This window comes from Flavobacterium sp., from assembly GCF_036515215.1.
GTDB lineage: Bacteria > Bacteroidota > Bacteroidia > Flavobacteriales > Flavobacteriaceae > Flavobacterium.
In genome coordinates this window covers 18,420-43,591 of sequence record NZ_DATBVQ010000122.1, presented here as the reverse complement: position 1 = coordinate 43,591, position 25,172 = coordinate 18,420, and the positions used below count along the sequence as shown (strand labels likewise).

At 37.0% G+C, this 25,172-nt stretch carries 26 protein-coding genes; 16 read left to right on the top strand and 10 right to left on the bottom strand.

The window, feature by feature from the left end; all coding sequences use genetic code 11:
* The first annotated feature begins 15 nt into the window (after positions 1-15).
* The 5 genes from VIH09_RS08495 to VIH09_RS08475 all read left to right on the top strand — a co-directional run bounded on the left by VIH09_RS08495 (position 16) and on the right by VIH09_RS08475 (position 6,420).
* The gene (locus tag VIH09_RS08495) at positions 16-732 is read left to right on the top strand and encodes a geranylgeranylglyceryl/heptaprenylglyceryl phosphate synthase (RefSeq protein ID WP_331579882.1); all 717 of its coding nucleotides are present in this window, start codon (positions 16-18) and stop codon (positions 730-732) included.
* 26 nt (positions 733-758) lie between these two features.
* Positions 759-1,382 carry a nicotinamide riboside transporter PnuC gene (gene pnuC, locus VIH09_RS08490; RefSeq protein ID WP_331579880.1) on the top strand — a complete coding sequence of 208 codons (624 nt, stop codon included), beginning with the start codon at positions 759-761 and terminating at the stop codon, positions 1,380-1,382.
* The gene (locus tag VIH09_RS08485; protein WP_331579878.1) at positions 1,343-3,457 is read left to right on the top strand and encodes a DUF4301 family protein; all 2,115 of its coding nucleotides are present in this window, start codon (positions 1,343-1,345) and stop codon (positions 3,455-3,457) included. The genes pnuC and VIH09_RS08485 overlap by 40 nt, the downstream gene beginning before the upstream one ends.
* Positions 3,458-3,481: 24 nt before the next feature.
* Entirely contained in the window at positions 3,482-3,886 is a 405-nt protein-coding gene (gene arfB / locus VIH09_RS08480) for an alternative ribosome rescue aminoacyl-tRNA hydrolase ArfB (RefSeq protein WP_331579876.1), read from the top strand.
* A 302-nt stretch (positions 3,887-4,188) separates the two neighbouring features.
* On the top strand, positions 4,189-6,420 hold the full coding sequence (locus tag VIH09_RS08475; RefSeq protein WP_331579873.1) for a TonB-dependent receptor: 2,232 nt from the start codon (positions 4,189-4,191) through the stop codon (positions 6,418-6,420).
* Between the two features lie 59 nt (positions 6,421-6,479).
* On the opposite strand, the gene VIH09_RS08470 is transcribed toward VIH09_RS08475, so the two are convergent.
* On the bottom strand, positions 6,480-6,893 hold the full coding sequence (locus tag VIH09_RS08470) for a hypothetical protein (RefSeq protein WP_331579871.1): 414 nt from the start codon (positions 6,891-6,893) through the stop codon (positions 6,480-6,482).
* A 164-nt stretch (positions 6,894-7,057) separates the two neighbouring features.
* Between VIH09_RS08470 and greA the strand changes: the two genes are divergently transcribed.
* The 3 genes from greA (at position 7,058) to VIH09_RS08455 (ending at position 9,243) form a co-directional block, all read left to right on the top strand.
* On the top strand, positions 7,058-7,534 hold the full coding sequence (gene greA / locus VIH09_RS08465; RefSeq protein ID WP_331579869.1) for a transcription elongation factor GreA: 477 nt from the start codon (positions 7,058-7,060) through the stop codon (positions 7,532-7,534).
* A 54-nt stretch (positions 7,535-7,588) separates the two neighbouring features.
* Positions 7,589-7,978 (top strand): HIT family protein, encoded by a 390-nt coding sequence (locus VIH09_RS08460; protein ID WP_331579867.1) that lies wholly within the window; start codon positions 7,589-7,591, stop codon positions 7,976-7,978.
* A gap of 194 nt (positions 7,979-8,172) precedes the next feature.
* Complete coding sequence (locus tag VIH09_RS08455; protein ID WP_331579865.1) at positions 8,173-9,243, top strand: transglutaminase domain-containing protein; 1,071 nt, start codon at positions 8,173-8,175, stop codon at positions 9,241-9,243.
* Positions 9,244-9,247: 4 nt separating this feature from the next.
* Here VIH09_RS08455 and VIH09_RS08450 read toward each other — a convergent pair whose 3' ends face one another.
* The gene (locus VIH09_RS08450; protein ID WP_331579863.1) at positions 9,248-10,396 is read right to left on the bottom strand and encodes a HAMP domain-containing sensor histidine kinase; all 1,149 of its coding nucleotides are present in this window, start codon (positions 10,394-10,396) and stop codon (positions 9,248-9,250) included.
* Between the two features lie 188 nt (positions 10,397-10,584).
* On the opposite strand from VIH09_RS08450, the gene VIH09_RS08445 reads away from it, so the two are divergent.
* Together VIH09_RS08445 and VIH09_RS08440 are read left to right on the top strand one after the other, a co-directional pair.
* The gene (locus tag VIH09_RS08445) at positions 10,585-11,460 is read left to right on the top strand and encodes a flavin reductase family protein (RefSeq protein WP_331579861.1); all 876 of its coding nucleotides are present in this window, start codon (positions 10,585-10,587) and stop codon (positions 11,458-11,460) included.
* 26 nt (positions 11,461-11,486) lie between these two features.
* Positions 11,487-11,858, top strand: a complete 372-nt coding sequence (locus VIH09_RS08440) for a DUF3127 domain-containing protein (protein ID WP_331579859.1) — start codon at positions 11,487-11,489, stop codon at positions 11,856-11,858.
* A gap of 86 nt (positions 11,859-11,944) precedes the next feature.
* Here VIH09_RS08440 and VIH09_RS08435 read toward each other — a convergent pair whose 3' ends face one another.
* Positions 11,945-12,673, bottom strand: coding sequence for a phosphatase PAP2 family protein (locus tag VIH09_RS08435; protein ID WP_331579857.1), 729 nt, complete (start codon positions 12,671-12,673; stop codon positions 11,945-11,947).
* Positions 12,674-12,766: 93 nt separating this feature from the next.
* Here VIH09_RS08435 and aat point away from each other — a divergent pair, with 93 nt between their 5' ends.
* Positions 12,767-13,405 carry a leucyl/phenylalanyl-tRNA--protein transferase gene (gene aat, locus VIH09_RS08430; protein WP_331579855.1) on the top strand — a complete coding sequence of 213 codons (639 nt, stop codon included), beginning with the start codon at positions 12,767-12,769 and terminating at the stop codon, positions 13,403-13,405.
* Positions 13,406-13,407: 2 nt separating this feature from the next.
* On the opposite strand, the gene VIH09_RS08425 is transcribed toward aat, so the two are convergent.
* From VIH09_RS08425 to rplM, 5 genes are all read right to left on the bottom strand, one after another.
* On the bottom strand, positions 13,408-13,965 hold the full coding sequence (locus VIH09_RS08425) for a DNA-3-methyladenine glycosylase I (protein ID WP_331579853.1): 558 nt from the start codon (positions 13,963-13,965) through the stop codon (positions 13,408-13,410).
* Between the two features lie 87 nt (positions 13,966-14,052).
* A complete protein-coding gene (gene tsf / locus VIH09_RS08420) occupies positions 14,053-14,877 on the bottom strand; it encodes a translation elongation factor Ts (RefSeq protein ID WP_331579851.1) in 825 nt (274 codons plus the stop codon).
* A gap of 137 nt (positions 14,878-15,014) precedes the next feature.
* Entirely contained in the window at positions 15,015-15,830 is an 816-nt protein-coding gene (rpsB, locus tag VIH09_RS08415) for a 30S ribosomal protein S2 (protein WP_331579849.1), read from the bottom strand.
* Between the two features lie 171 nt (positions 15,831-16,001).
* Complete coding sequence (rpsI, locus tag VIH09_RS08410) at positions 16,002-16,388, bottom strand: 30S ribosomal protein S9 (protein ID WP_007137450.1); 387 nt, start codon at positions 16,386-16,388, stop codon at positions 16,002-16,004.
* The gene (gene rplM / locus VIH09_RS08405; protein WP_007137451.1) at positions 16,388-16,843 is read right to left on the bottom strand and encodes a 50S ribosomal protein L13; all 456 of its coding nucleotides are present in this window, start codon (positions 16,841-16,843) and stop codon (positions 16,388-16,390) included. Before rplM ends, rpsI begins: the two co-directional genes overlap by 1 nt.
* A gap of 351 nt (positions 16,844-17,194) precedes the next feature.
* Here rplM and VIH09_RS08400 point away from each other — a divergent pair, with 351 nt between their 5' ends.
* The 3 genes from VIH09_RS08400 to VIH09_RS08390 all read left to right on the top strand — a co-directional run bounded on the left by VIH09_RS08400 (position 17,195) and on the right by VIH09_RS08390 (position 19,652).
* Positions 17,195-18,220 carry a LacI family DNA-binding transcriptional regulator gene (locus VIH09_RS08400; RefSeq protein ID WP_331579843.1) on the top strand — a complete coding sequence of 342 codons (1,026 nt, stop codon included), beginning with the start codon at positions 17,195-17,197 and terminating at the stop codon, positions 18,218-18,220.
* Positions 18,221-18,366: 146 nt separating this feature from the next.
* Positions 18,367-18,888, top strand: a complete 522-nt coding sequence (locus VIH09_RS08395; RefSeq protein ID WP_331579841.1) for an ankyrin repeat domain-containing protein — start codon at positions 18,367-18,369, stop codon at positions 18,886-18,888.
* A 2-nt stretch (positions 18,889-18,890) separates the two neighbouring features.
* Positions 18,891-19,652, top strand: coding sequence for a T9SS type A sorting domain-containing protein (locus VIH09_RS08390; RefSeq protein ID WP_331579839.1), 762 nt, complete (start codon positions 18,891-18,893; stop codon positions 19,650-19,652).
* A gap of 65 nt (positions 19,653-19,717) precedes the next feature.
* Here VIH09_RS08390 and polA read toward each other — a convergent pair whose 3' ends face one another.
* Complete coding sequence (gene polA, locus VIH09_RS08385; RefSeq protein WP_331579837.1) at positions 19,718-22,555, bottom strand: DNA polymerase I; 2,838 nt, start codon at positions 22,553-22,555, stop codon at positions 19,718-19,720.
* Between the two features lie 275 nt (positions 22,556-22,830).
* Between polA and VIH09_RS08380 the strand changes: the two genes are divergently transcribed.
* Together VIH09_RS08380 and VIH09_RS08375 are read left to right on the top strand one after the other, a co-directional pair.
* Entirely contained in the window at positions 22,831-24,063 is a 1,233-nt protein-coding gene (locus tag VIH09_RS08380) for a metallophosphoesterase (protein ID WP_331579835.1), read from the top strand.
* A 75-nt stretch (positions 24,064-24,138) separates the two neighbouring features.
* A complete protein-coding gene (locus VIH09_RS08375) occupies positions 24,139-24,435 on the top strand; it encodes a thioredoxin family protein (RefSeq protein WP_331579833.1) in 297 nt (98 codons plus the stop codon).
* A gap of 17 nt (positions 24,436-24,452) precedes the next feature.
* On the opposite strand, the gene VIH09_RS08370 is transcribed toward VIH09_RS08375, so the two are convergent.
* Entirely contained in the window at positions 24,453-25,103 is a 651-nt protein-coding gene (locus tag VIH09_RS08370; protein ID WP_331579831.1) for a polysaccharide deacetylase family protein, read from the bottom strand.
* Positions 25,104-25,172: the final 69 nt, after the last annotated feature.

Sequence of the window (25,172 nt, the reverse complement as noted above, 5' to 3'; positions counted from 1 at the left end):
GCTCCTGAAAGTAAAATGACAAATATATATTGCAGCATTTTGCAAGCAAAAGAACAAGGCAAAGGCCTGTTGGCGATTCTACTTGATCCCGATAAAATTGCGTGGGAAAGTTTAGACTTGTTGATTCTAAAAATCAACGAATCTCCTGCAACACATTTATTCATTGGCGGAAGCCAGGTCAAAACAAACAGAATTGACGAACTGATTTCCCGCTTAAAACAAGACGTCATTTTACCGATGGTACTTTTTCCTGGAAATCCATCCCAGATTTCAGACGAAGCCGATGCTATTTTATTTCTTTCGTTGATTTCTGGCAGAAATTCAGATTATTTAATAGAACATCAGGTTAAGGCAGCGCCGATTCTGAGAAAAACCCAGCTGGAGGTTATACCTACGGGGTATATGCTCATCGAAAGCGGAGCGGAAACAGCGGTGGAACGCGTGAGTAAAACAACACCTTTAGACAGGAATAATCTCGACCTGGCTTTGGCGACAGCCCAAGCGGGTGAAATGCTAGGCAATAAATTAATCTACCTGGAAGCTGGTAGTGGCGCTAAACAAGCGGTTCCGACAGAAATGATTGTGTTAATCGCTCAAAACATCAAAATTCCATTAATTGTTGGCGGCGGAATTGTAAATTTGCGCGATATCCAAAAAGCCTATGAGGCGGGTGCCGATTTGGTGGTGATAGGAACGGCTTTCGAAAATGACCTGGATTTTTTTGTTGAATGATTGCAATTAAGACTTAATACTGGACAATGATAGATTTTTTTTTAGACGCCTACGGTAATGTATCCACGACACAAATAATATTAGAATTCATTGTTTTTGTATTCGGAATCTTAAGTGTTTGGTTCGCCAGACAAGAGAATATTTGGGTTTATCCCACAGGGTTGATAGCAACGATAATTTCGACATATTTGCTCTTTAAAGCAGGTTACCTTGGCGACATGATGATCAACGGGTACTTTTCAATCATGAGCGTTTATGGCTGGTACAAATGGACTCGGAAAATAAAAGACATTGATAACCTGCCCATCACCAAGACTAACAACAAAGAAAAAATTATAGGGATAGTGCTATTTTTTGTTACAATTTTTGTAGTTTTCGGGATATATAATTTGTTTGATTATGAAATAAATATCGACAATTATGTGGATATAGTAGCTTCGGGAATATTTTTTACGGGCATGTGGTATATGGCCAATAAGAAAATCGAAAATTGGACACTTTGGATTATAGGTGACCTGATTGTCACCCCGTTATATGCCTACCGCGGATTGGGGATGTTGTCGTTACAATATTTAATTTTTACAATTTTGGCTGTTTCAGCTTATTTAGAATGGAAGAAAATCTTACGCAAGAGCAATCTGCAATTATAAAAATAGCTATGTTTGGTCCAGAAAGCACTGGCAAAACAACCTTGGCAATTCAACTGGCCGAATACTACAAAACGGTCTGGGTTCCTGAATTTGCGAGGGATTATTTACAAGAAAAATGGAACAAAAACCAGCTTATTTGCGATGTTGACGACATGTTGCCAATAGCTTACGGCCAAACTAAATTTGAAAATTACGGTCAGTCGATAGCGAATAAATATTTGTTTTGCGACACTAATCTGATGGTCACAAAAGTGTTTTCCGAAGTGTATTATGGGTATTGCGATCCGAGCCTGGATAAGGCCGCGCAAGAGCATGAATATGATATGTTCTTTCTTACGGATATTGATGTTCCCTGGGAAAAGGACGATTTAAGGGATAAGCCCGAGGGTAGGAAGTCCGTTTTTGAGGTTTTTAAGAAATCATTAATAGATAATAAAAAACCATTTATAACCCTTTCCGGTGACAAGGCCTTACGCCTACAAAAAGCTATTGCAATTATAGACGATTTGGCAAAAGCCAAAGAAATGGGGTTTTCTTCCCGTGATTTTGTTCAAATTTACGAACATGGAATTCCGTTAGGCAATATTCAAAAACAACTGAGCATATTTAAAAACGGGGTTTTAAAAACGGATTTGGTTGAACCCGCGACTTTATTTAATGGAATTTTAAAATTGTCCGATCAAGATTTTCAGGAAAAGGCCGCTTTTTTCGATTCGCATAAATCCGATTTGAAATTAGTGAAATTTGTTCCAGCTTCTGGTGCCGCGAGCCGAATGTTCAAATTCTTGAGTGACTTCCTGAATGAATACGATATATTAAATGAAAGTATCAACGCCTATATTAATAGAAAAAAAGACAATGAACTTGCTATCTTTATTGTGGGGATGGATAAATTTTCGTTTTTCGAGACGGTCCATGATAAGTTAAAGGAGGAGTTTGTCGATTTTGATTCGTTGGACCGCGATTATAAAAACTACTATTTCATAAAATTACTTTTGGCTTCGGACTATTTTGATTTTGCCAACAAACCAAAGGGGATTTTGCCTTTTCATAAATATCTTGCCAATATTGCTACTCCCATTGAAGAGCATCTGTATGAATGTGGCTACTATTCGAGTTCGAACGGTAATTCTCGTTTGCATTTTACAATATCTGAAGTACATCAAGATCAATTTGAAAACATAATTAGTTCAATAAAAAGTAAAGTTGAGAAAGAATCGGAAACGCTAATAGAGTTAAGTTACTCTTATCAAAATAGAAGCACAGATACGATCGCAGTTGATGAGTTAAATAATCCATTTAGAGATGAAAATGGGGAATTGTTATTCAGGCCTGGCGGACATGGGGCTCTAATTGGGAATCTAAACGATTTGGAAGCTGATATAGTGTTTGTAAAAAACATTGACAATGTGATTGTTCAAAATAATGAAACTATTGCATTATATAAAAAGGCCTTGGCGGGGATTTTAGTTGAATTGCAACAGAAAATTTTTGGTTACTTGAGGCTGATTGACACCAATTCACTAGAGCGAGGACAAATTGAGGAGATTGGCCGTTTTTTGAAAGAAAAATTAAATGTAGAAATAGAAAATGGCTTTGATGAATTATCTCTTGGAAATAAAGCGGATATCATTGAAACGGTTTTAAACCGACCAATTCGCGTATGCGGAATGGTAAAAAATGAAGGGGAACCGGGAGGTGGCCCTTTTTGGGTAAGGAATGGAAGCGGTGTTGTTTCATTGCAAATAGTCGAATCGTCGCAAGTGGATTTGAACAATGATAGCCAAGTTAGGATTATGGCCGCATCTACGCATTTTAATCCCGTGGATTTAGTTTGTGGGATTAAAAATTATAAAGGAGAAAAATTTGATCTGACCCGGTTTGTAGACCAAAACAGTGGTTTCATTGTGGAAAGAAACAACGGCGGAAAACCAATGAAAACTTATGAATTGCCTGGATTGTGGAATGGTGCAATGGCAAATTGGCTGACTGTTTTTGTTCAGGTGCCTTTAGTTACTTTCAATCCCGTGAAAACAGTAAATGATTTGCTGAAAGCGGCGCATCAACCAAAATAACTTTCTGAAACAAGTGCGGCATAAATGGAAATTCAAAAACTCATATCAGAATTAAATTATAAAGCGGTCCGCAGCAGCGGAGCTGGTGGCCAGAATGTCAATAAGGTTTCGTCGAAGGTGGTGTTGTCTTTTGATTTGAAGAACTCCCAAGCATTAACGGAAGAAGAAAAAAAATTATTGGAGTCCAATCTGTCTTCGCGATTAACCACGGATTCAATATTAATCCTAAATTGTGACGAAGACCGAAGCCAATTAAGAAATAAGGAAATTGTCACTAAACGCTTTTTGGAAATGATCAAAAAAGGGTTAATGGTGCAAAAACCAAGAAAAGAGACCAAAATTCCAAAATCTGCGATAAGAAAACGAATCAAGAACAAGAAAAACACCTCTCAACTGAAGCAAAATCGCAGGAGACCAAGTCTTGATTAAGTTGATCGGTAGGGAGAATTGTGTGACATTTTTAACTTGTTTGCGTTGATTTGTTATTCTCAATTAAAATGCAATTTCTTGTTTGATTTTTGTTTTTTTTAGGATTATATTTGCACCGTCTCAAAGGGGTGCTCTAAATAACGAGCTGAGATCATACCCAACGAACCTGAGCGAGTAATGTCGCTAAGGGAAAGAATGACAAAATACAATAGTGTGCACGCTATCCAATTGTCATAGGAAACAATCATTTATTAATTTAACAAAAGAATAATTCCCCCTTTTATTCGTAATCTTATTTACGGATGAATACAATTATTGGTTACAAAGTTGCGAAGCTGCAAAGTCGCAAAGTCTCAAAGTCGCAAAAAAGTGCAAGTCTCAAATCATTTTTCTTGGCTCTTTTCTCTATTTTCTTTTCCCTGTTTTCTTCAGTTTCTTTCTCGCAAGTCAAAGACACAACTAAGGTTAATCAACTAGATGAAGTGCTGGTTTCGGCAGTGCGTGTCACCGCAAAAACGCCTGTAAGTTTCAGTAATTTGGACAAAAAGGACATTAAATTCCGAAATTTAGGGCAAGACATACCCATTTTAATGAACTATTTGCCATCTGTAGTCACGACCTCAGATGCCGGAAACGGGGTAGGGTACACGGGAATTCGCGTCCGTGGTAGCGACGCTACCCGTGTGAACGTTACGATTAACGGAATTCCTTATAACGATTCAGAAAGTCACGGGACCTATTGGGTAAACATGCCAGATTTTGCTTCCTCGCTAGAAAGTGTGCAGCTGCAGCGCGGCGTGGGTACTTCTACTAATGGATCGGGTGCTTTTGGCGCAAGCCTGAATATGTTGACAGATGCTTACTCCAAAGAAAGTAATGGAGAGGTTTCTAATTCTTTCGGGAGTTTTAATACTCGAAAACATACGGTGAAATTGAGTACGGGATTGATGAATGATCATTTTGAATTGGCGGGACGATTGTCTGCTTTGAAATCTGATGGCTACATTGATCGCGCAAGTTCTGATTTGAAGTCGTATTTCCTGCAAGGGACATATGTGGGCAAAACCACTTTGATTAAAGCGTTAGCCTTTGGCGGAAAAGAAAAAACCTATCAGTCCTGGAATGGTATCGATGCGGAAACCTTGGTCAGCGACAGAACCTTTAATTCGGCAGGAATATTTACTGATGAAGCCGGGAACACACGATTTTATGATAACGAAACCGACAATTACCAACAAGACCATTATCAATTGCATTGGGGCGAAAGGATTTCTGATGCCTGGAATGCCAATCTGGCTTTTCATTACACCAAAGGGAAAGGCTATTATGAAAACTACAAGGAAGACGCAGATATGGCCGATTATGGTTTGCTTCCTGTTGGAACAGTAACTACTACAGACCTTATCCGTCAAAAGTGGTTGGACAATGATTTTTACGGAACCACATTCTCGGCCAATTACAATACCGAAAAGCTAGATGTTATACTTGGAGGTGGTTACAACAAATATGAAGGAAGCCATTTCGGAAAAGTGATTTGGGCACGTTTTTCTTCGCAAAGCGAGTTGGGCGACCGCTATTACGATGATGATGCGACCAAAACGGACGCTAATGTTTTTGCGAAAGCCAATTATCAAATAGCGGAAAAATTAAGTCTGTTTGGAGATTTACAATTGAGAAATGTGCATTACAAAGCGAACAGTCCTGAAACGGGATTAGTGAACGATAATTTTAATTTCTTCAATCCAAAAGCGGGATTGAGTTTTGAAGTTAATGACAACAATCAACTGTATGCTTCCTATGCAAGAGCGAACCGCGAGCCCAACAGAACCGACTATGAAAACGGAAGCCCAAGACCCGAAAAACTGAATGATTTTGAATTGGGATTGCGCCATAGTACGGAAAAAGTAAAATTAAACGCGAATATCTATTATATGGCCTACAAGGACCAGTTGATCTTAACTGGAGAGTTGGATGAGGTGGGAAGTCCCATCCGTAAAAACAGTGGAGGCAGTTATCGCTTGGGTCTTGAGGTTGACGCTACAATAGCGCTTTTGGATAACTTAATTATCCGTCCAAACTTTACCGTTAGCACCAACAAAAACAAAGATTTTCATTTTGAAAGAGACGGTGTCTTGACTGATTTGGGAAATACTAATATCGCGTATTCTCCGGATTTTATCGCAGGAAATATAATTACTTTTTTGCCTACAACTAATTTTCAGGTTTCGTTATTGTCCAAAATGGTCGGAGAACAGTACATGGGAAACATAGATTCAGAAGGGTCTAAATTGAAATCCTATTTTGTAAACGACTTGAATGTTTCTTATGAGTTTAAACCGAAGTCGGTTTTCAAATCCATACTGTTAACGGGATTAGTCAATAATATTTTTGATTATAAATACATTTCAAACGGCTATTTCTACACTTACGATGATAACTGGAGTGATCCAAATCAAATTACAACAATTGAGGGAGCTGGTTATTACCCTCAGGCGGGAATCAATTTCTTGGTTGGTTTGACATTGAAGTTTTAAAAATAAATAAAAGGCCTATTTTAAAAAAGCCCGAAAGTTTTTGCTTTCGGGCTTTTGTGTTAATTATAAACGCGTAATACATTTCCGTTAACCTCCACACGGTATTGTTTTAGCGGGTATTGTGAGCCGCCTTGGCCAGTAAATAAGTTGTATTCATTACTGTCGCAAGGGCAAACCACATTAATGCCTTTTAGGGTCATAGTCGAGCAACTGCTTATTATTTGATTGGGACAAGCCGCATCAAAGGCGTTATAACCGCTTCCTGTATTGAATATATAAATTCCCTTAGCGCCAACACCAGCGTAATAGATCGCATTACTGGGATATTGCAAGTTCGAGTATGCGGGTAAATTCATATTGATGTCTATCGTAAAGGTGTAGTTAGGTATGTACGGGTTTTTGTTGTTAAAGCTGCTGTCACTACAGCCCAAAAACAGGGTGAATACAATGAATAGGAGGAGGTGTTTTTTCATAATTTAAAATAAATTAAAAGTATTAGTTAAACAAATTTAATTTATTTAACTTTGAATTAAATATGATTAACATATAATTACAGACTAAAATATAACAATAATATTCTTGTGGAAAGAAATCCCATCCTGATGGGATTTTTTCTATTTACATAAACGATGAAACTATGAGCGCAATATCTTATTACACGGCAGAGGGATTAAAAAAATTAAGGGAAGAATTGGACTATTTGAAAAATGTGATGCGCCCAAAAGCATCCGCAGATATAGCTGAGGCAAGAGATAAGGGAGATTTGTCTGAAAATGCTGAGTACGATGCCGCAAAAGAGGCGCAAGGAATGCTGGAAATGAGAATTGCCAAAATGGAAGAGGTGCATTCGAATGCCAGACTAATAGACGAAACGCACCTTGATGTGTCTAAAGTTTTGGTTTTGTCGAATGTGAAAATTAAAAACCAGTCCAATGGCATCGAATTGAAATACAGACTGGTTGCTGAAAGTGAAGCGGACTTGAAAACCGGAAGAATTTCCGTAACCTCCCCAATTGGGAAAGGATTGCTTGGAAAATCGGTTGGGGACATTGCTGAAATAACCGTTCCAAACGGAGTGTTGCAGTTTGAGATTTTGGAAATTTCCCGCGACTAATGCCTCTGGTTAAACCAAAGAGTCAATTTACAAATACAATCTAATATTCAGCATATGAGTTCAATTTTCATGAAAATCGTAAAAGGTGAAATCCCATGTTACAAAATTGCCGAAGACGATAATTATTTGGCCTTTTTGGATGTGAACCCCAATGCAAAAGGGCATACGCTATGCATACCCAAATTTGAAGTCGATAAGATTTTTGATATGGACGAAGCGCACTATTTGGGATTGATGCATTTTTCGAGAAAAGTAGCCATCGCTTTAGAAAAGACCGTTCCGTGCAAAAGGGTCGGTATGGCAGTTGTGGGCTTAGAAGTTCCCCATGCACACGTTCACCTGATTCCGCTTAATGAAATGGATGAAATGCGTTTTCAAAATAAAGTTTCATTAACCAAAGATGAATTTGCAGAACTGGCAAATCGAATTAAAGCCAACTTTTAGTTCTAAAAATGTTTAAGATGCAATATGTTGGTATGGTTTTCGTATAATGTTATAGTCGCTGCAAGCAGATTTTAATATTATACCATTCCAATACGATGAAGAGCCATTATTTAATTATCACTTTATTAGCGTCAATTTTAAGTTTTGGCCAATCCAAGCCACAATATCTTTTGATTGATCAACAAATTTCCAAAATGCCAGTCCGTTCCAGTAACTCAGCTGAAAACATTGCCCATTATATAAACTCTAATTTTAAAACAGCTGACGACAAAATCCGGGCTGTTTTTTATTGGACAGCTGCGAACATAAGCTACGATCTGCAGAATATGTTTACTGATGATTTTAATGGGACACCGCAAGAACGAATCACCAAGACATTGCACTCGAAAAAAGGGGTTTGTATTGACTACGCAACCGTTTTTAATGCCATTGCAAACAAAGCTGGAATCAAGAGCGTTATAGTTGAAGGATATACGAAACAAAGCGGTAAAGTTAGCAATTTGGCACACGCTTGGTGCGCGGCAAAAATTGACGGCAGCTGGTATTTATTTGATCCTACGTGGGGTTCTGGAGCAGTTATTAACGGCAGATTCGTTAAGAGAATAAATGATAACTATTTTAAAGTTAGTCCCTCAAAATCAATTTCATCGCACATGCCTTTTGATTATCTGTGGCAATTTCTTAACTATCCCATTACAAATAAAGATTTTCATGAGGGTAAAACCCAAATAAACAAATCACAAAAATTCTTCGATTTTAACCACGAAATCGAAAAATTAGATGAACTTTCGGATATTGAAAAAGTGCGATCCTCCTCATATAGGATCAAGGAAAATGGAGTCAAAAGTGATTTGATATTGGAGCGACTTACCAATAAGAATGAAGAATTAAACTATCTTGAACAAAATGCCAATATTCAAAAATTAAATAAAATCGTAGGCAATTATAATATTGCCGTGCAGTTGTTTAATGAGTTTATTTATTACAGAAATAGACAGTTTAAACCAATTTTATCCGACGCCGAAATAGCAAGAATGATTGACACTCCAAAAGAAAAATTATTGGCGTGTCAAGATGCTCTGTATGCCATTGGCGAAGTAGGGACTAAAAATTCATCGAATGTAAGGTCCTTAAAAAAAGCTATTCACGATATTTTAATTCAAATAGAGCAACAAGAATTATTTGTAAAAAAATATTTAAATAAGGGTAAAGCAGCCAGAAAAGAGATGTTTTTTAAAACTACTTTGTTTGGTCTTCCTTTATAATAAATCAGCTACTCTTTTTATAAATGAGCTGCATAGTCGTGCCTTTTCCCATTTCGGAGCACAGAACTTTAATTTTTCCTTTATGGTATTCCTCCACGATTCTCCTTGTTAAGGAAAGTCCCAGCCCCCAACCGCGTTTTTTGGTGGTAAAACCAGGTTCGAAGACCGTTTTGAAGTGCGTTTTATGAATTCCGTTCCCAGTGTCCGATACATTTATCTTTACCGATTCGCTGTCTTGTTCAATGTGCAAAGAAAGCTTGCCTCTACCTTTCATCGCGTCAATGGCGTTTTTCACCAAGTTCTCAATAGTCCAGCTGTGTAACGTGGGGTTGAGCATGACGAAAATGGGAGATGATGCGCTTTCGAAAGTAAATTCGATCTGTTTTGAAAAACGGGACTGGAGGTAATTGTAGGACTGCAGCGTTTCTTCGACGATATCTTTGTTTTCCAGAACGGGTTCAGAGCCTATTTTTGAGAATCTTTCCGTAATGGTTTGTAGTCTTTCAATGTCTTTTTCGATTTCTAAAGTGATGGATTCTTCAACGTTGTCTGCCTTAAGTATTTCGACCCAACCTATTAATGAAGAAAGGGGCGTGCCTATTTGGTGTGCGGTTTCCTTGGCCATTCCTGCCCACAGTTTGTTTTGGGTGGCTATTTTAGTGCTCCTGTAGAAATAATAAACTAAGGCTGCAAATAGCACGATAATGAGCAATAAGGCTATAGGGTAATATTTGAGTTTATTCAGTAATGCCGAATTGCCATAATACAATTTTTGGAATTTTCCCGGAACGTATTCAATAACAATGGGGTCATTTTCATTTTTTAAATCATGTAAAAAAGCCGCGGCTTTTTCTTTGTTTTTTACAATTGTTTCGTCAATATTAACGGTGTTTATAATACTGTCATGCTCAGTCAGAATTATGGGTATCGAAGTGTTGTTGCTGAAGATTTGTAGAGGAAGCTCAACATCAGTATTCTCACCTGCATTGATGAGTGTTTTTTGGGCATTTGCCCAAAGATTCATTTTTAAACGTTCTTCATTTTTGAAAATTTGAAAAAAGGTATAGGTATTCCAAAGGATTAATGATATTATCAAAAAAGAAGCAAAAATAATAATCCAACGAGTTGTGTTTTTTCTTTCGGAAAACTGCATAAACGAGATTTTGAGGTATAAATATAACGAAATATTAATAGCATTATTTTAGTTGAGAGTAAAATGGATTATTTTTCGGCTTGAAAATATATTTTTGGAGTTAAATGATTCGTCACCCTTTTTATAGTAAAACGATTTCCCTACTTTTGTTAATTGTCGATTGAAAATAAATAACACCAAAATTCAGTATGATTAGCATTGATCCAAAAAGTTTAGAAACGGCTAAGTTGCAAGCGTATTTGCAAGGTTCCGTTGGACCTCGCCCAATAGCATTTGCAAGCACTATTGATGAAAATGGAAATCCAAATTTATCTCCTTTTAGTTTTTTCAATGTTTTTAGCGCTAATCCTCCCATTCTTGTCTTTTCTCCCGCTCGACGCGTTCGCGACAACTCAATTAAACACACTTTAATCAATTGCGAAGCGACTAGAGAAGTGGTAATTAATGTGGTGAATTTTGATATGGTTCAACAAACCTCGCTTGCGAGCACAGAATATGCCGAAGGTGTTGATGAGTTTGTGAAATCGGGGTTCACCGCGGTTGCGTCTGATTTGGTAAAACCATTTAGAGTAAAAGAATCACCAGTGCAATTTGAATGCAAAGTCAATCGAATTATCCCGTTGGGAAGTGAAGGGGGAGCAGGAAATTTGATCCTTTGTGAGGTCGTGCGGATTCATATTGATGAAAGTATATTGGATAAAAATGGCGCTATTGATCAACATAAAATCGATTTAGTCTCCAGATTGGGGGGTAACTGGTATTCAAGGTCAAATCAGGGCCTGTTTGAAGTGCCTAAGCCACTGTCGACCCTGGGAATCGGTGTGGATTCCATTCCGAAATATGTGAAAGAAAGCATTGTTTTTAATGGAAATGATTTAGGGAAATTAGGAAACATAGAAGCCTTGCCCACGACAGAAGAAGTTAGTATATTTGTAAAACAGAATTTTTCTATAAAAGCAGTTTTAAGCTCGGATGACCTGGAAAAAGTGCATTTGGAAGCTAAAAAATACTTAAATGATGATGATGTGCTTTCCGCATGGAAAGTTCTTCTGGCAAAAAAATAATCTTAATAACAATTAAAATAACGAAGATGGAAGTTACAGGAAAAATTAAAGTTGTCAATCCAGAGCAACAAGTTAGTGCCTCATTTAAAAAGAGAGAATTGGTTGTTACAACGGATGAACAATATCCACAACATATTATGGTTGAGTTTACTCAAGACAAATGTGATTTGTTAAACAATTATAATGTTGGTGAAGCGGTAAAAGTTTCCATCAATCTAAGAGGAAGAGAATGGGTAAGTCCACAAGGGGAAACGAAATACTTTAATAGCATACAAGGATGGAGAATCGAAAAGTTAGCTTCTGAAGCGCAAGCACCTTCAGCTCCTATGCCTTCCGCTCAAGCATTTGCACCCGCTACAAATTTAAATGAAGAAGAGCCGGATGATTTGCCTTTTTAACTGAAAGCGACTATTTTATACGAAGCCTTGAAATTTTCAAGGCTTTTTTTGTTTATGATTATCTCAATATGCAGATTAAAACAGAATTATTTTGTTCTGACGAGTAATCCAATTCCAATTTGGTTCCCGATTTGCGGATAGATAAATGCGGTATTTTTGCTGTTTTTGCCAAATCTTATGGATTGAAAAGGATTGTAATAGGAGACCAGAATACCCGAAACTAGTCCTATTCCGGCCCCAGTTAAAACATCGGACGCATAGTGTCTGTTATTTGCCATTCTAAAAACACCAGTTGCGGTGGCGAACAAAAAACCACTGCTGGCGTACCAAAAGTTGGATTCCTGATATTGGTGGAATAGAAGTGCCGCATTGGTGAAAGCTATGGCGGTATGGCCAGACGGAAAACTCAAATTGTCTGATTGGTCCGGCCTCTCTTCTTTTACAAGATATTTTGTCGCGGTGATGATCCCCAGTGTAAGGCTGTTGGCTACAACGATGTCGATCGACTGGTGCAGAACGGTGTTTTCAGGTTGGAATCCCAAATACTTTCCGGTGTAAATTTGTACTATCGGAATCAGGGGGAAAACATCATCTGCCGCTGAATTGAAATTTTCACCAACGACCACTCTAGACTTTTCTTGCAGATCAGTATTAAGTCGTGAACCCAAGAGTAAGCTTCCGCTGGCAATCAATGTTGTTGGGATGATGAAATGTTTGTAAGAGAGTTTTTTATTTGACGTTATAGTATCGTTCTTTTGTCCATATATTTGCGTAAACAGTAATGTAAATACGATTAAGAATGATAATTTTTTCATCAAAGTCATTTTAGAAAGTTAGCTAATTGACTGTTGCGGTAAATTAGTTTCGCCAAATTTAACAGTATAGATTTATATTTTAGTTAGAAGCATATGTTTTATTTATCCTCCAACTTGTTTTTTCCTCCAGTTTCTCAAGCTAACTATGATGGTATCCTAGCAATCGGCGGCGATTTGTCCGCGGAACGATTGTTGTTAGCCTATAAAAGCGGGATTTTCCCTTGGTTTGAAGAAGGGGAGCCCATTATTTGGTGGTCGCCCGATCCCAGGATGGTTTTGTTTTTGGACGAATTGGTAGTGTCCAAAAGTATGCGAAACATTCTCAATAGAAAGATCTTTACGGTCACATTCAATCAAAACTTCAGGGACGTTATTTCGAATTGTCAAAACATTGAGCGTGACGGCCAGAACGGAACCTGGATAACAAATGAGATGATTGAAGCCTATTGCAAACTGCATGAACAGGGAATAGCCACATCTGTTGAGGTTTGGCAAGACGACGAATTGGTGGGCGGTTTGTACGGGATTGATTTGGGTCATATTTTCTGCGGTGAAAGCATGTTCTCTAAAGTTTCAAATGCTTCAAAAGTCGCATTTATCACGTTGGTTACCTATTTAAAGGCATCCAATTATCGACTTTTGGATTGTCAGGTATATAACCCTCATCTGGAAAGTTTGGGCTGTAGGGAAATTGAACGGGAGGCGTTCATAAAGATTGTAAAAAACCAGTAGCGTCATTTTTTCCAGCAATCTTCAACATGGTCATTCACCATTCCCGTTGCTTGCATATGCGCGTAAATAACCGTTGATCCCACAAATTTAAAACCGCGTTTCTTTAAGTCTTTGCTAATTTCGTCAGAAAGTGGAGTAGTGGCAGGCACTTCTTTAAGAGATTTTGGATTGTTGATTATTGGTTTGCCGCCAGTAAAGGCCCATATGTATTTTGAGAAACTGCCAAATTCTTCTTGAATCATAATAAAGGCTTTGGCATTCGAAACTGCAGATCGAACTTTCAATTTGTTGCGGATGATCCCTGTGTCCAATAAAAGCGCTTCGATTTTATCCTCTGAATATTGTGCGATTTTTTTGTAGTCGAAATTGTCAAATGCTTTTCTGAAATTCTCTCTTTTGTTTAGGATGGTGATCCAGCTGAGTCCTGCTTGGAATGTTTCTAAAATCAGGAACTCAAATAGGGTTGCGTCATCATAAACAGGAGTTCCCCATTCCTGATCATGATATTCTTTGTATAGGTCGCTAGACAAGCACCAGCCACATCTTGTTATGGTTTCCATTGAATTTGGGTTTAAATTTCAAATATAAAAGAAAAATCCCATTTCAAATTGCTTTGAAATGGGATTTAATATTGAGTTTAGAATAGATTATCCTAAAGCAGCTCTTTTGAAACCTGTAACGATAAGGTTAGCATCAACAGATTTTGCATAAGCGGCAACGCTTAATTTATTGTCTTTAATGTAATCTTGGTTTACTAAAGTGTTGTCTTTAAAGAAACGAGCTAGTTTACCTTTAGCGATATTGTCTAACATAGCTTCTGGCTTACCTTCTTGACGAAGTAAATCTTTAGCGATTTCAATTTCTTTAGCGATAGTATCAGCATCAACTCCAGTTTCGTCTAAAGCGATTGGAGACATAGCCGCCGCTTGCATTGCAATGTTTCTAGAAGCTTCTTCAGCTCCTTCAACAACTGCAGAAAGTGCAACTAATGTAGCGATTTTGTTTCCAGAGTGAATGTAAGATCCGATAAAAGCACCTTCTAATTTTTCGAAAGTTCTAATTTCTAGTTTTTCACCGATAACACCTGTTTGCTCAATTAATTTGTCAGCAACAGTGATTCCGTTGAAATCTGAAGCTAAAAATGCTTCTTTAGTGTCGTAGTTCAACGCTTGGTTAGCCATTTCAGTAGCCATTTTCACGAAGCTTTCGTTCATTCCTACGAAGTCAGTCTCACAGTTTAATGTGATAACAACACCAGCAGTTTTGTCAGCATTTACGACAGCAATCGCAGCGCCTTCTGTAGATTCTCTATCAGAACGGTTTGCGGCTACTTTTTGTCCTTTTTTACGTAGGTTTTCGATAGCTAAATCGAAGTCTCCTTCAGCTTCAACTAAAGCTTTTTTGCAGTCCATCATTCCTGCACCTGTGATCGTTCTTAATTTATTTACGTCTGCAGCAGTTATAGTTGCCATATGTGTTATTTTTTAAGGTTAAAAGTAAAAATTCCAACTCTTAAATCCCGAATCCCAATTTTATCAAATTATCAACTTATTGTTTCTAATTTTTGTATGGAATTTGGAATTTAAAATTTGGAATTTAAAAATTTGTTTTATTCTTCAGTTGCTGGAGCTTCTGCTTCGGCAGCCGGAGCCGCTGTTTCAGTTGCTACTGGAGCTACTTTTTCAGCTGCTGGAGCTGCTACTGCTTCTGCAGTTGCATCAGCCTCTTTGTCAGAACCTCTATCAGATAGTCCTTCAACAATTGCAGCTGTAACTAAAGATAAAATTTTATCGATTGATTTAGAAGCATCATCATTTGATGGAATTACATACTCTACTTCACGAGGATCAGAGTTAGTATCAACCATTGCAAAAACTGGAATGTTTAATTTTTGAGCTTCTTTTATTGCGATGTGTTCAGCTTTGATATCCACTACAAATAATGCAGCCGGTAATCTTGACATATCAGAAATTGAACCTAAATTTTTCTCTAATTTAGCACGAAGACGATCAACTTGTAAACGCTCTTTCTTAGAAAGTGTCATGAAAGTACCATCTTTCTTCATTTTATCAATAGTGGCCATTTTTTTAACGGCTTTACGGATAGTTACGAAGTTAGTTAGCATTCCACCAGGCCATCTTTCAGTGATGTAAGGCATGTTTGCAGCTTTTGCTTTTTCAGCAACGATGTCTTTTGCTTGTTTTTTGGTAGCAACAAATAATATTTTTCTACCTGATGCAGCGATTTTTTTCAAAGCTTCATTAGCCTCTTCAATTTTTGCTGCAGTTTTATATAGATTGATAATGTGTATACCATTACGTTCCATATAAATGTACGGAGCCATATTTGGATCCCATTTTCTAGTCATGTGTCCGAAATGGACACCTGCTTCTAGTAATTCTTTTACTTCTACTTTGTTTGACATTTTTTTTACTAGTTTACGTTCTGTTGATTAGCAATGTATGAATGGCGATTGCTCGGCTAAATACATTTAGATGCTAAACTAATTCCTACCTCGGTAGGCAACAACAACATTGTTTTAAATTCAATAATAAATTCAATGAGTCTTGAATAAATGTATTCAAGACAGGCAATATTAACGTTTCGAGAATTGAAATTTCTTACGAGCTTTCTTTTGACCGAATTTCTTACGTTCAACCATTCTTGGATCTCTTGTCAATAAACCTTCTGGTTTCAAGATTAGTCTGTTTTCAGCATTTACTTCACACATAACGCGTGCTAATGCCATTCTTACAGCTTCTGCTTGTCCAGTTGAACCACCTCCGTGAACGTTTACTTTTACGTCAAAGTTAGTTGCATTTTCTGTCATAGACATAGGTTGCATAACTTTGTACTGTAAAGTAGCAGTTGGGAAGTAAGTCGCGAATTCTTTTTTGTTTACAGTGATTACTCCTGTTCCTTCCGAAACATAAACACGTGCAACAGCGGTTTTTCTTCTACCGATTTTGTGAATAACTCCCATTACTTAAGATCGTTAAGGTTAACTGTTCTTGGTTTTTGTGCACCTTGTTTGTGCTCAGAACCAACAACAACATTTAAATTTCTGAAAAGTTCAGCACCAATTTTGTTTTTTGGTAACATTCCTTTTACCGCTTTTTCCACTAGTAATGCAGGGTTTTTCGATTGCAATACTTTAGCGGTTAAAGTTCTTTGTCCCCCTGGGTAACCTGTGTGACGCATGTAGATTTTCTCGTCCATTTTGTTACCTGTAAGGTTGATTTTTTCTGAGTTGATAACGATTACGTTATCCCCACAGTCAACGTGCGGTGTGTAACTTGGCTTGTACTTACCTCTAAGGATCATTGCGACCTTTGATGCAAGACGTCCTAAGTTATGCCCATCAGCATCTACAACAATCCACTCCTTTGTAACGGTGGCTTTGCTTGCTGATTGTGTCTTGTAGCTTAATGCGTCCATAATATTATTTAAATTAAACATTCCATCCCCATTAAAGGGGATGCAAAAGTACAATTAATTATTTTAAATACAAATACCTGCAAAAGAATAATTTCGAGATGTTTTGGTACTGATTATCAATTGTATATTTGATATTCCTTGGATCGCATCTCTTTAAGAATTATTGTTAATGGAGACTTTCTATTTTTATATTACTTTTGTTGTCAATAATAATACTTTATATTGCAATTCAAAGGTACGAGAGCTTAAGTTACAAATTGTTGTTTTTGATTCGATAAACACAGCAATTGGTTAGTCGGTAAAAGCCTCGATGCCCTTAATTACTAATAAAAGTCAACACATACTTAGATTATGAAAGTCAAAGCAACTCTTAAACAAATTGCAAAAGAACTTAATGTTTCTGTTTCTACAGTTTCAAAAGCGCTTAATGATAGTCCTGAAATTAGTGATCAAACAAAGATAAAAATTAAGGAATATGCGAAATTAAAGAATTATAAACCCAACGTCATAGGTTTGAATCTTAAAAACAGGAAGACAAAAACGATAGGGGTTATTATTCCGAATATTCTGAATTCTTTTTTTGCCAAGGTATTTAGCGGCATAGAAAAAGTGGCTGATGAAAAAGGGTATAATGTTATTATGTGTATCTCGAACGAGTCTTTGGATAAAGAAGCGCACACTCTTGAGATGTTGAGTAATGGTACAATCGACGGTTTTATTTTATCGGTTTCTGAGGAAGCCCAAAAACTTCATGAGTTCAATCATTTTGCGTCAATTATTAACGACGGTACTCCTATAGTAATGTTTGACAGAATCGCTGACGGAATAGAATGCGACAAAGTGGTTGTTGATGATTTTGATTCCGCAATAAACGCCACGCAACAATTAATAGATTTGGGATGCAAGAACATCGCTTTAATTTCTTCGATAGATAATTTGAGCGTTGGTAAACTCAGGGCCGATGGCTACCTGAAAGCATTGGAGAAAAACGATATTGCCGTAAACCCTAAATTAATTCTTAGGACGGAGTCCGAAGAGGATCTAAACGAAAAAATAGAGGAGTTTTTTGATGCAAATACAATTGACGGAATTTTTGCTTTAGAAGAAAGTGATTCTGTGGCGGCATTGAAGTACGGTCTTAAAAAAGGGTATAAAATTCCTGAGGAGCTTTCCATTATCGGTTTTGCTGATGGAATACTTGCTTCCAGAAGATTGTCCCCAAGCTTAACTACGGTTAGTCAACATGGTGTGGAAATTGGAGAAGTAGCTGCCAGATTGCTTATCGACAGACTGGAGTCTGAGGAAGAAAATAAACCATATGAAACGGTTGTCATCAAAACTAAATTGAAAGAAAGAGAATCGACCAGGAAATTATAGTCTCAAATTTGGAATTTTACAATAAACCCCACAAAGGAAACAGGACTTTTTCTTTGTGGGGTTTATTGTAAAATATATTGTTTTGCAGTCTTTTTAAGAAAAAAAAACAATATCTTTATTGCTTATAATCAATAAGTTATGTAGGTATGAGAAAAAAATACTTTTTACTCGCATTTTGTTTTTCTTTAAATATCTGTTTTGCCCAAAAAGATGTTTTTGACATAGCCAGAAATGGAACCGTTGAAGAAGCAAAGGAACTGCTAAAAGTGGATTCAGAATCATTTAACGTTAAAAACGGTGATGGCTTTTCACCATTAATCTTGGCTTGTTATCGAGGGAATAACAAAGTTGCAAATTTTCTAATCGAAAACGGAAGCGATATAAACGACAATAGCAACATGGGAACAGCATTAATGGCGGCAGTCGTAAAAGGAAATTCTGAAATTGTTAAATTACTCTTGGATAAAAAAGCTAACGTTAATATTGCTGATGCAAACGGATCTACTGCACTTATATATGCCGCAATGTTTAAAAAATATGACATTGTAGGGTTGTTGATTAAAGCGAATGCACATCCCGATTTTAAAGATAACCGAGGTAATTCCGCGGTTGATTATGCAATACTTGCAGATGATGATAAATTAATTGAAATTCTAAAAACTAAATAGCTATGAAAAACTCTACTTTAATTTTATTTGCTCTTTTTATTGTTTCGAACATGTTTGGCCAAACGTTCACTACCGGGACAATAGTATTGTCAAATACAGCTGGGCTGGCGTATTCTGCAAAAATAGACGTTTCTTCAACCCTAGTTACATTGACTATGATCGGGCCCAGTGACCGCTATCTTGGACTTGGTTTTGGCGTTAATGCCATGACAGCCGGCGGGGATGTTGTAATATGTACGGGCACAGTATTGTCGGATCGGACTTTTGATGGACCAGAAATTCCGCCATCATTAGATGCAACGCAAAATTGGACTATCACTTCAAATACAATTTCCTCTGGGGTCAGAACTTTAATCGCAACGAGATCTCTGGTTTCTCCCGGAAATTATACATTCAGTAATTCAGCTGGTTCTTTAATGCTAGTATGGGCAAGATCAAATACCGCAAGTTTTAGTGTGGTTTATCATGGGTTAACTAATAGAGGTGCGCTTACCAAAAATCTTACACTTGGCAATGAGGACTTCGTTATTGAATCTTTTAAAATGTACCCAAATCCTGCTAAGGAGTATCTGATAATAGAACTTCCTATTATGGTTACTTCAGGAGTGGTAAAAGTGTATGATAATTTGGGGAGAGTAGTCAGAAACCAAAAAGTTACTGCAGTAGACAATGCCGTGAATACTTCAGATCTGACAGCTGGTTTGTACACCGTTGTTATTAGAACTGATTATGGAAACAGTACAAAAACATTGATTGTCGATTAGTATAGTGGTTTGATGATTACATAAAAAAGGGTCAGTTTAATCAAACTGACCCTTTTTTATTGAAATTAATGCGCTTCTAGCCAATCTCTACCGGATCCTAAATCAACATCTAACGGAACTTCCAGTTTAAAGGCGTGTTCCATTTCATATTTAATCATTTGCTTTATTTCTTCCAATTCTGAATTGTGAACATCAAATACAAGTTCATCATGAACCTGAAGCAACATCTTGCTTTTAGAGTTTTCTGAAGTCAGTTTTTTGTGGATATTAATCATTGCGATTTTTATTATGTCGGCGGCACTTCCCTGGATTGGTGCGTTAACCGCATTACGTTCTGCGCCACCTCGTACGATTGCGTTTTGCGAGTTAATGTCCTTTAAATAACGACGACGTCCCAGAATGGTTTGTACGTATCCATTTTCCCTCGCAAATTCGATTTGATCTTGAATATAAATTTTTAATCTAGGATAACTTTTATAGTATGCCTCAATCAAAGTCGCACTTTCTGATCGTGAAAGCGATGTTTGATTACTCAATCCAAATGCAGAAACTCCATATATTATACCAAAGTTCACCGTTTTTGCATGGCTACGCTGTTCTCTAGTAACTTCTTCCAATGGAACGTCAAATACTTTTGAAGCGGTAGATTTATGAATGTCTTCGTGGTTTTTAAATGCCGCAATCATATTTTCCTCGCCACTCAATGCCGCAATGATGCGCAATTCTATTTGCGAATAATCTGCAGATACTAAAGTGTAGTTCTCATCTCTTGCCACAAATGCTTTTCTTATTTGTTGCCCTCTTTTTGTGCGTATAGGAATATTCTGTAAGTTGGGGTTGTTAGAGCTCAAACGTCCAGTTGCGGCCACTGTTTGCATATAATCAGTATGCACTCTCAAGGTGACAGGGTCCACTTGATTTGGCAAAGCATCCACGTAAGTATTTTTTAGTTTTATCAGTTGGCGCCAATCCAGAATGTCTTTTACAATTTGATTTTCATTAGCTAAGTTACTTAAGACCTCTTCACCCGTTGCATATTGCCCTGTTTTGGTTTTCTTTTGTTTGACCGCGCCAATTTTTAATTTGTCAAATAATATGTCTCCGAGTTGCTTTGGAGAAGCTAGATTGAAATTTTCTCCAGCAATTTCATAAATGGTGGCTTCCAGTTTTTTAATATCATTGTCTAAATCATGTGACAGCGACTTCAAGAAATCGGTGTCCAGTCGGATGCCTTCTTTTTCCATGTCCGCCAAGACCTTTACCAAAGGAATCTCGATCTCTTCAAAGAGTTTTTTTGTTTCGGTTTTCTCTAATTCGACAGAAAAAAGTTGTTTTAACTGGAAGGTGACGTCAGCGTCTTCGGTAGCATATTCTTTGATTTCTTCCAAATCAATCTCGCGCATTGATTTCTGGTTCTTTCCTTTTTTCCCAATTAATGCCTCTATCGACTTTGGTGAGTATTTTAAATAGGTTTCTGATAGTATATCCATGTTATGTCGCATATCCGGATTGATCAGATAATGTGCAATCATGGTATCAAATAATTTCCCTTCTACATTAATATTGTAATTAGAGAGAATTTTAAGGTCATACTTTAGGTTTTGACCAATTTTCTCAATTGATTCATTTTCGAAAAAAGGAATGAATTTATCAATCAAAACCTGGGCTTCCTCTTTGTTTTCCGGAAAAGGAACGTAATATCCTTTTCCTTTTTCGAATGAAAATGAAATACCGACAAGTTCCGCATGTAGCGCATCCAGCCCTGTAGTTTCAGTGTCAAAACAAACGGATTCTTGTTTTATTAAGTTTTGCAACAGTAATTTCACGCCCAAGTCGCCTTGTATAATCTGATATGAATGTTCCGTGTTTTCTAATGTATTGTAATATTGGTGACGCGTCTCATCAGAAGTTTCATTAGGGATAGCGCTTGCAAAAAGATCAAACTGTTCCTCTTTTTTCGGTTGCGGTTTTTTATATAATTTGGCTTCTTCGGCAGCAGTGTTCGTTGCGGTTCCGCCTTTTTTGAATATGGCATCAAACTGTTCCGCCATTCTTCGGAATTCCAACTCATTAAAAAGAGCGTCCGTTTTCTCGACATCTGGAGTTGATAATTCATAATCGGTTTCGTCAAAAACGACAGGGCAATCAAGAAGTATGGTAGCCAACTTTTTAGACAAAAGTCCTTTCTCTTTGTTCGCTTCAACATTTTCCTTCATTTTTCCTTTCAACTTGTCCGTATTGGCTAGAAGGTTTTCCATCGTCCCGAATTCTTTAAGGAATTTCTTTGCAGTCACTTCGCCCACTCCCGGAAAGCCAGGGATATTATCGGCGACGTCGCCCATCATGCCCAGAAAATCAATAACCTGATCAGGCCTTTCTATTTCGAATTTTTCTAATACTTCTGGAACACCCCAAATTTCTATTCCATTACCCATTCGGGCAGGTTTATACATGAAAATATTTTCAGATACCAGTTGCGCAAAATCCTTATCTGGAGTAACCATAAAGACTTTATAGTTTTCTTTTTCGGCCTGTTTTGCAATGGTTCCTATTAGGTCATCAGCCTCATAACCTTTTACTTCTATGATAGGGATATGCATGGCACACAATAATTTTTGGATATACGGAATAGCAATTTTTATTGCCTCGGGGGTAGCATCTCGATGGGCTTTGTATTCCGGAAAAATTTCGTTTCTCAAGTTACTTCCACCATTATCGAATGCAACCGCCAAATGATCAGGTTTCTCTCTCTTGATGACATCCATTAAGGAATTCATGAATCCCATAATCGCCGAAGTGTCCATTCCTTTGGAGTTGATTCGAGGGTTTTTTATAAAGGCGTAATAACCACGAAAAATTAAAGCGTAGGCATCAAGAAGAAAAAGGCGTTTTTGTTGTGACATAATTGTGATTTTGAAAAGATTTCAAAAGTACAAAACTTAAAAGATAAAGAAGTGACAGATTTTAATATTTATGATAATCTGCCATATTGATTTTGTTTTTTTGAATTTAGCTGTTGGGTGCATAAATTTAGAATTAAAGAAGAGTCTTACGTTAATCGAAAATTACAGAACGCGTACCTGACAGCAGAAATTTGGTATGATTTTAGTTAAATATTGATTAATTTAAACTCATAGTAATTGCTTAATTTGTTATTTTGCCTAAAAATATAATTATAATGGTTATCCGTATACTTTTACTAAGTTTTGTCCTTCTTGTAATTGAACTATATGCCTTTCAGGCTTTAAAAACTTTGGTAAAATTAAAGTGGATTGTGGTTTCTTACCAAATTATCAGCGTGCTCGTTTTGCTTTTTATCGTTTATTCTTTTTCGAAATTTGACCGTTCTGTTGGACAAACACAACAAACGATGTTTACCATGGGACTGCTGCTGGTAGTATATATCCCGAAAATGATTCTGACTTTGTTGTTGCTCGGAGAGGATATCTTTAGGGTTGGGTCTGGTTCCGTCAATTATTTTTTAGAAAATGACAATGTGACCTTTCTTAATTCCAGACGAAAATTTGTCAGTCAGATAGGTTTAGGTTTGGCCGCAATCCCTTTTATGTCACTAATTTATGGGATAACTATTGGGAAGTACAATTATAAAGTTATAAAACAACGTATATTTTTCCCCGATTTGCCTGATGCATTTGACGGTTTTACGATCACGCAAATATCAGATGTGCACAGCGGCAGTTTTGATAATCCAGACAAGATTAATTATGCCATTGATTTGGTCAACGAACAAAATTCAGATATGATTTTGTTTACCGGCGATATCGTAAATACGGACGCAAAGGAAATGCATCCTTGGATAGAGACCTTCAACAGAATTCAAAAACATGAGTATGGTAAATACTCTGTGCTGGGGAACCATGATTATGGTGAATATGTCACTTGGCCCAGCGAAAAAGATAAGGAAGATAATTTTCAAGCGATTAAAGATCTTTACGGAGAAATCGGTTTTAAATTGATGTTGAATGAACACACTTATATTGAAAAGGGCAGTGATAAAATTGCATTAATTGGAGTGGAAAATTGGGGACATAATTTTAAAAAGGCGGGAGACATCAATAAAGCTTCTCAGGGGATAGAAAGAAAAGATTTTAAAATCTTGATGAGTCATGACCCGAGCCATTGGGATTATGAAATCAAAAACCACGAAAATAATTTTCACTTAACTTTGTCGGGTCATACCCACGGTATGCAGTTCGGTATTGAAATTCCGGGTTACTTCAAATGGAGTTTGGCGCAATATGTTTATGCGCAATGGGCTGGTTTATATGAAAATTTGGGCCGATATGTATATGTAAATAGAGGGTTTGGCTTTCATGCTTATCCGGGAAGGGTAGGAATCATGCCCGAAATTACTGTCATCGAACTAAAAAAAGGGAAGAATGTAGCATAATTCGTTAAAAAGGCTACATTTGTAAATTAATGTCTATGTTTTTAAGTGGATTTAAAAATTAAAATTTTTGGTTTTATGTCAAAATTTGGAGAACTTATAAGTGCACAAGTACCTGTGTTAATTGATTTTTACACAGATTGGAATGAATCCTCGGTTTCCATGCATCCTGTCATCAGAGATGTTGCAGCTGCCCTTGGTGACAAGGCTAAAGTCATTAAAATAGATGTGGATAAAAACCAAGAATTAGCCGATGCTTTACGCATAAAAGGACTTCCTACGCTCATGATATATAAAGCGGGACAAATGATATGGAGGCAGTCAGGTGAACTGGATGCAAATACCATTATCGCTATCGTACAAGAACAATTGTAATTTCTTGTTTTGTATTTCTATCCGATTGTTTCGTAAATAAAGTTGTTTTTATCCAGATAATCTAGCACTTTAGGTAGCGCATATTCAAGGTTTTTGAATGCCTTTACACTGTCATGGAAAACGATTATACTCCCTGTTTTTGCATTTGAAACCACATTTTCTAGGCATTTCTCTCTTGATATTGTCTGGTCAAAATCAGCACTGAGCACATCCCACATTACTATTTTATATCCCTTTTTCAGCACTTTCGCTGCCTGTTTTGGCGTGATTTTTCCATAAGGAGGACGGAATATTTTAGACTTATTTTTGCTGTCGCCCACAGTCAAATCGGAAATTGCATTGTCGCAAAGAGAAATGTTTGTGGAGTATTCTTCCGTGCTTGTTTTCCATCCATTCAAATGATTAAAGGTATGATTCCCTATGGCGTGCCCCCCGTTAATTGTTTTTGTAAATATCGAAGGGTATGCCTCGATGTTTTTTCCTATAAAAAAGAAGGTGGCTTTGGCATTGTGCTGATGCAACTGTTCCAAAACCCATTCCGTTATTTGGGGCGTTGGTCCGTCATCAAACGTGAGATAGACTTTATTTTCATTGTTGGGTAAATCCCATACGTACTTTGAAAATATTTTCTTTATGATTGAATTTGTTTTTATCCAGTAAAACCCCATCTTTTATTTTTAGTTTAAATATAAAAAAAACGTGGCATAATCTCAAGATTATGCCACGTTTTTAAAAGT

Excerpts from the sequence above, each read along its gene's own strand:
- VIH09_RS08495 (WP_331579882.1), top strand. The coding sequence starts at position 16 with ATGACAAATATATATTGCAGCATTTTGCAAGCAAAAGAACAAGGCAAA.
- pnuC (WP_331579880.1), top strand. The coding sequence starts at position 759 with ATGATAGATTTTTTTTTAGACGCCTACGGTAATGTATCCACGACACAA.
- VIH09_RS08485 (WP_331579878.1), top strand. The coding sequence starts at position 1,343 with ATGGAAGAAAATCTTACGCAAGAGCAATCTGCAATTATAAAAATAGCT.
- arfB (WP_331579876.1), top strand. The coding sequence starts at position 3,482 with ATGGAAATTCAAAAACTCATATCAGAATTAAATTATAAAGCGGTCCGC.
- VIH09_RS08475 (WP_331579873.1), top strand. The coding sequence starts at position 4,189 with ATGAATACAATTATTGGTTACAAAGTTGCGAAGCTGCAAAGTCGCAAA.
- VIH09_RS08470 (WP_331579871.1), bottom strand. The coding sequence starts at position 6,893 with ATGAAAAAACACCTCCTCCTATTCATTGTATTCACCCTGTTTTTGGGC.
- greA (WP_331579869.1), top strand. The coding sequence starts at position 7,058 with ATGAGCGCAATATCTTATTACACGGCAGAGGGATTAAAAAAATTAAGG.
- VIH09_RS08460 (WP_331579867.1), top strand. The coding sequence starts at position 7,589 with ATGAGTTCAATTTTCATGAAAATCGTAAAAGGTGAAATCCCATGTTAC.
- VIH09_RS08455 (WP_331579865.1), top strand. The coding sequence starts at position 8,173 with ATGCCAGTCCGTTCCAGTAACTCAGCTGAAAACATTGCCCATTATATA.
- VIH09_RS08450 (WP_331579863.1), bottom strand. The coding sequence starts at position 10,396 with ATGCAGTTTTCCGAAAGAAAAAACACAACTCGTTGGATTATTATTTTT.
- VIH09_RS08445 (WP_331579861.1), top strand. The coding sequence starts at position 10,585 with ATGATTAGCATTGATCCAAAAAGTTTAGAAACGGCTAAGTTGCAAGCG.
- VIH09_RS08440 (WP_331579859.1), top strand. The coding sequence starts at position 11,487 with ATGGAAGTTACAGGAAAAATTAAAGTTGTCAATCCAGAGCAACAAGTT.
- VIH09_RS08435 (WP_331579857.1), bottom strand. The coding sequence starts at position 12,673 with ATGAAAAAATTATCATTCTTAATCGTATTTACATTACTGTTTACGCAA.
- aat (WP_331579855.1), top strand. The coding sequence starts at position 12,767 with ATGTTTTATTTATCCTCCAACTTGTTTTTTCCTCCAGTTTCTCAAGCT.
- VIH09_RS08425 (WP_331579853.1), bottom strand. The coding sequence starts at position 13,965 with ATGGAAACCATAACAAGATGTGGCTGGTGCTTGTCTAGCGACCTATAC.
- tsf (WP_331579851.1), bottom strand. The coding sequence starts at position 14,877 with ATGGCAACTATAACTGCTGCAGACGTAAATAAATTAAGAACGATCACA.
- rpsB (WP_331579849.1), bottom strand. The coding sequence starts at position 15,830 with ATGTCAAACAAAGTAGAAGTAAAAGAATTACTAGAAGCAGGTGTCCAT.
- rpsI (WP_007137450.1), bottom strand. The coding sequence starts at position 16,388 with ATGGGAGTTATTCACAAAATCGGTAGAAGAAAAACCGCTGTTGCACGT.
- rplM (WP_007137451.1), bottom strand. The coding sequence starts at position 16,843 with ATGGACGCATTAAGCTACAAGACACAATCAGCAAGCAAAGCCACCGTT.
- VIH09_RS08400 (WP_331579843.1), top strand. The coding sequence starts at position 17,195 with ATGAAAGTCAAAGCAACTCTTAAACAAATTGCAAAAGAACTTAATGTT.
- VIH09_RS08395 (WP_331579841.1), top strand. The coding sequence starts at position 18,367 with ATGAGAAAAAAATACTTTTTACTCGCATTTTGTTTTTCTTTAAATATC.
- VIH09_RS08390 (WP_331579839.1), top strand. The coding sequence starts at position 18,891 with ATGAAAAACTCTACTTTAATTTTATTTGCTCTTTTTATTGTTTCGAAC.
- polA (WP_331579837.1), bottom strand. The coding sequence starts at position 22,555 with ATGTCACAACAAAAACGCCTTTTTCTTCTTGATGCCTACGCTTTAATT.
- VIH09_RS08380 (WP_331579835.1), top strand. The coding sequence starts at position 22,831 with ATGGTTATCCGTATACTTTTACTAAGTTTTGTCCTTCTTGTAATTGAA.
- VIH09_RS08375 (WP_331579833.1), top strand. The coding sequence starts at position 24,139 with ATGTCAAAATTTGGAGAACTTATAAGTGCACAAGTACCTGTGTTAATT.
- VIH09_RS08370 (WP_331579831.1), bottom strand. The coding sequence starts at position 25,103 with ATGGGGTTTTACTGGATAAAAACAAATTCAATCATAAAGAAAATATTT.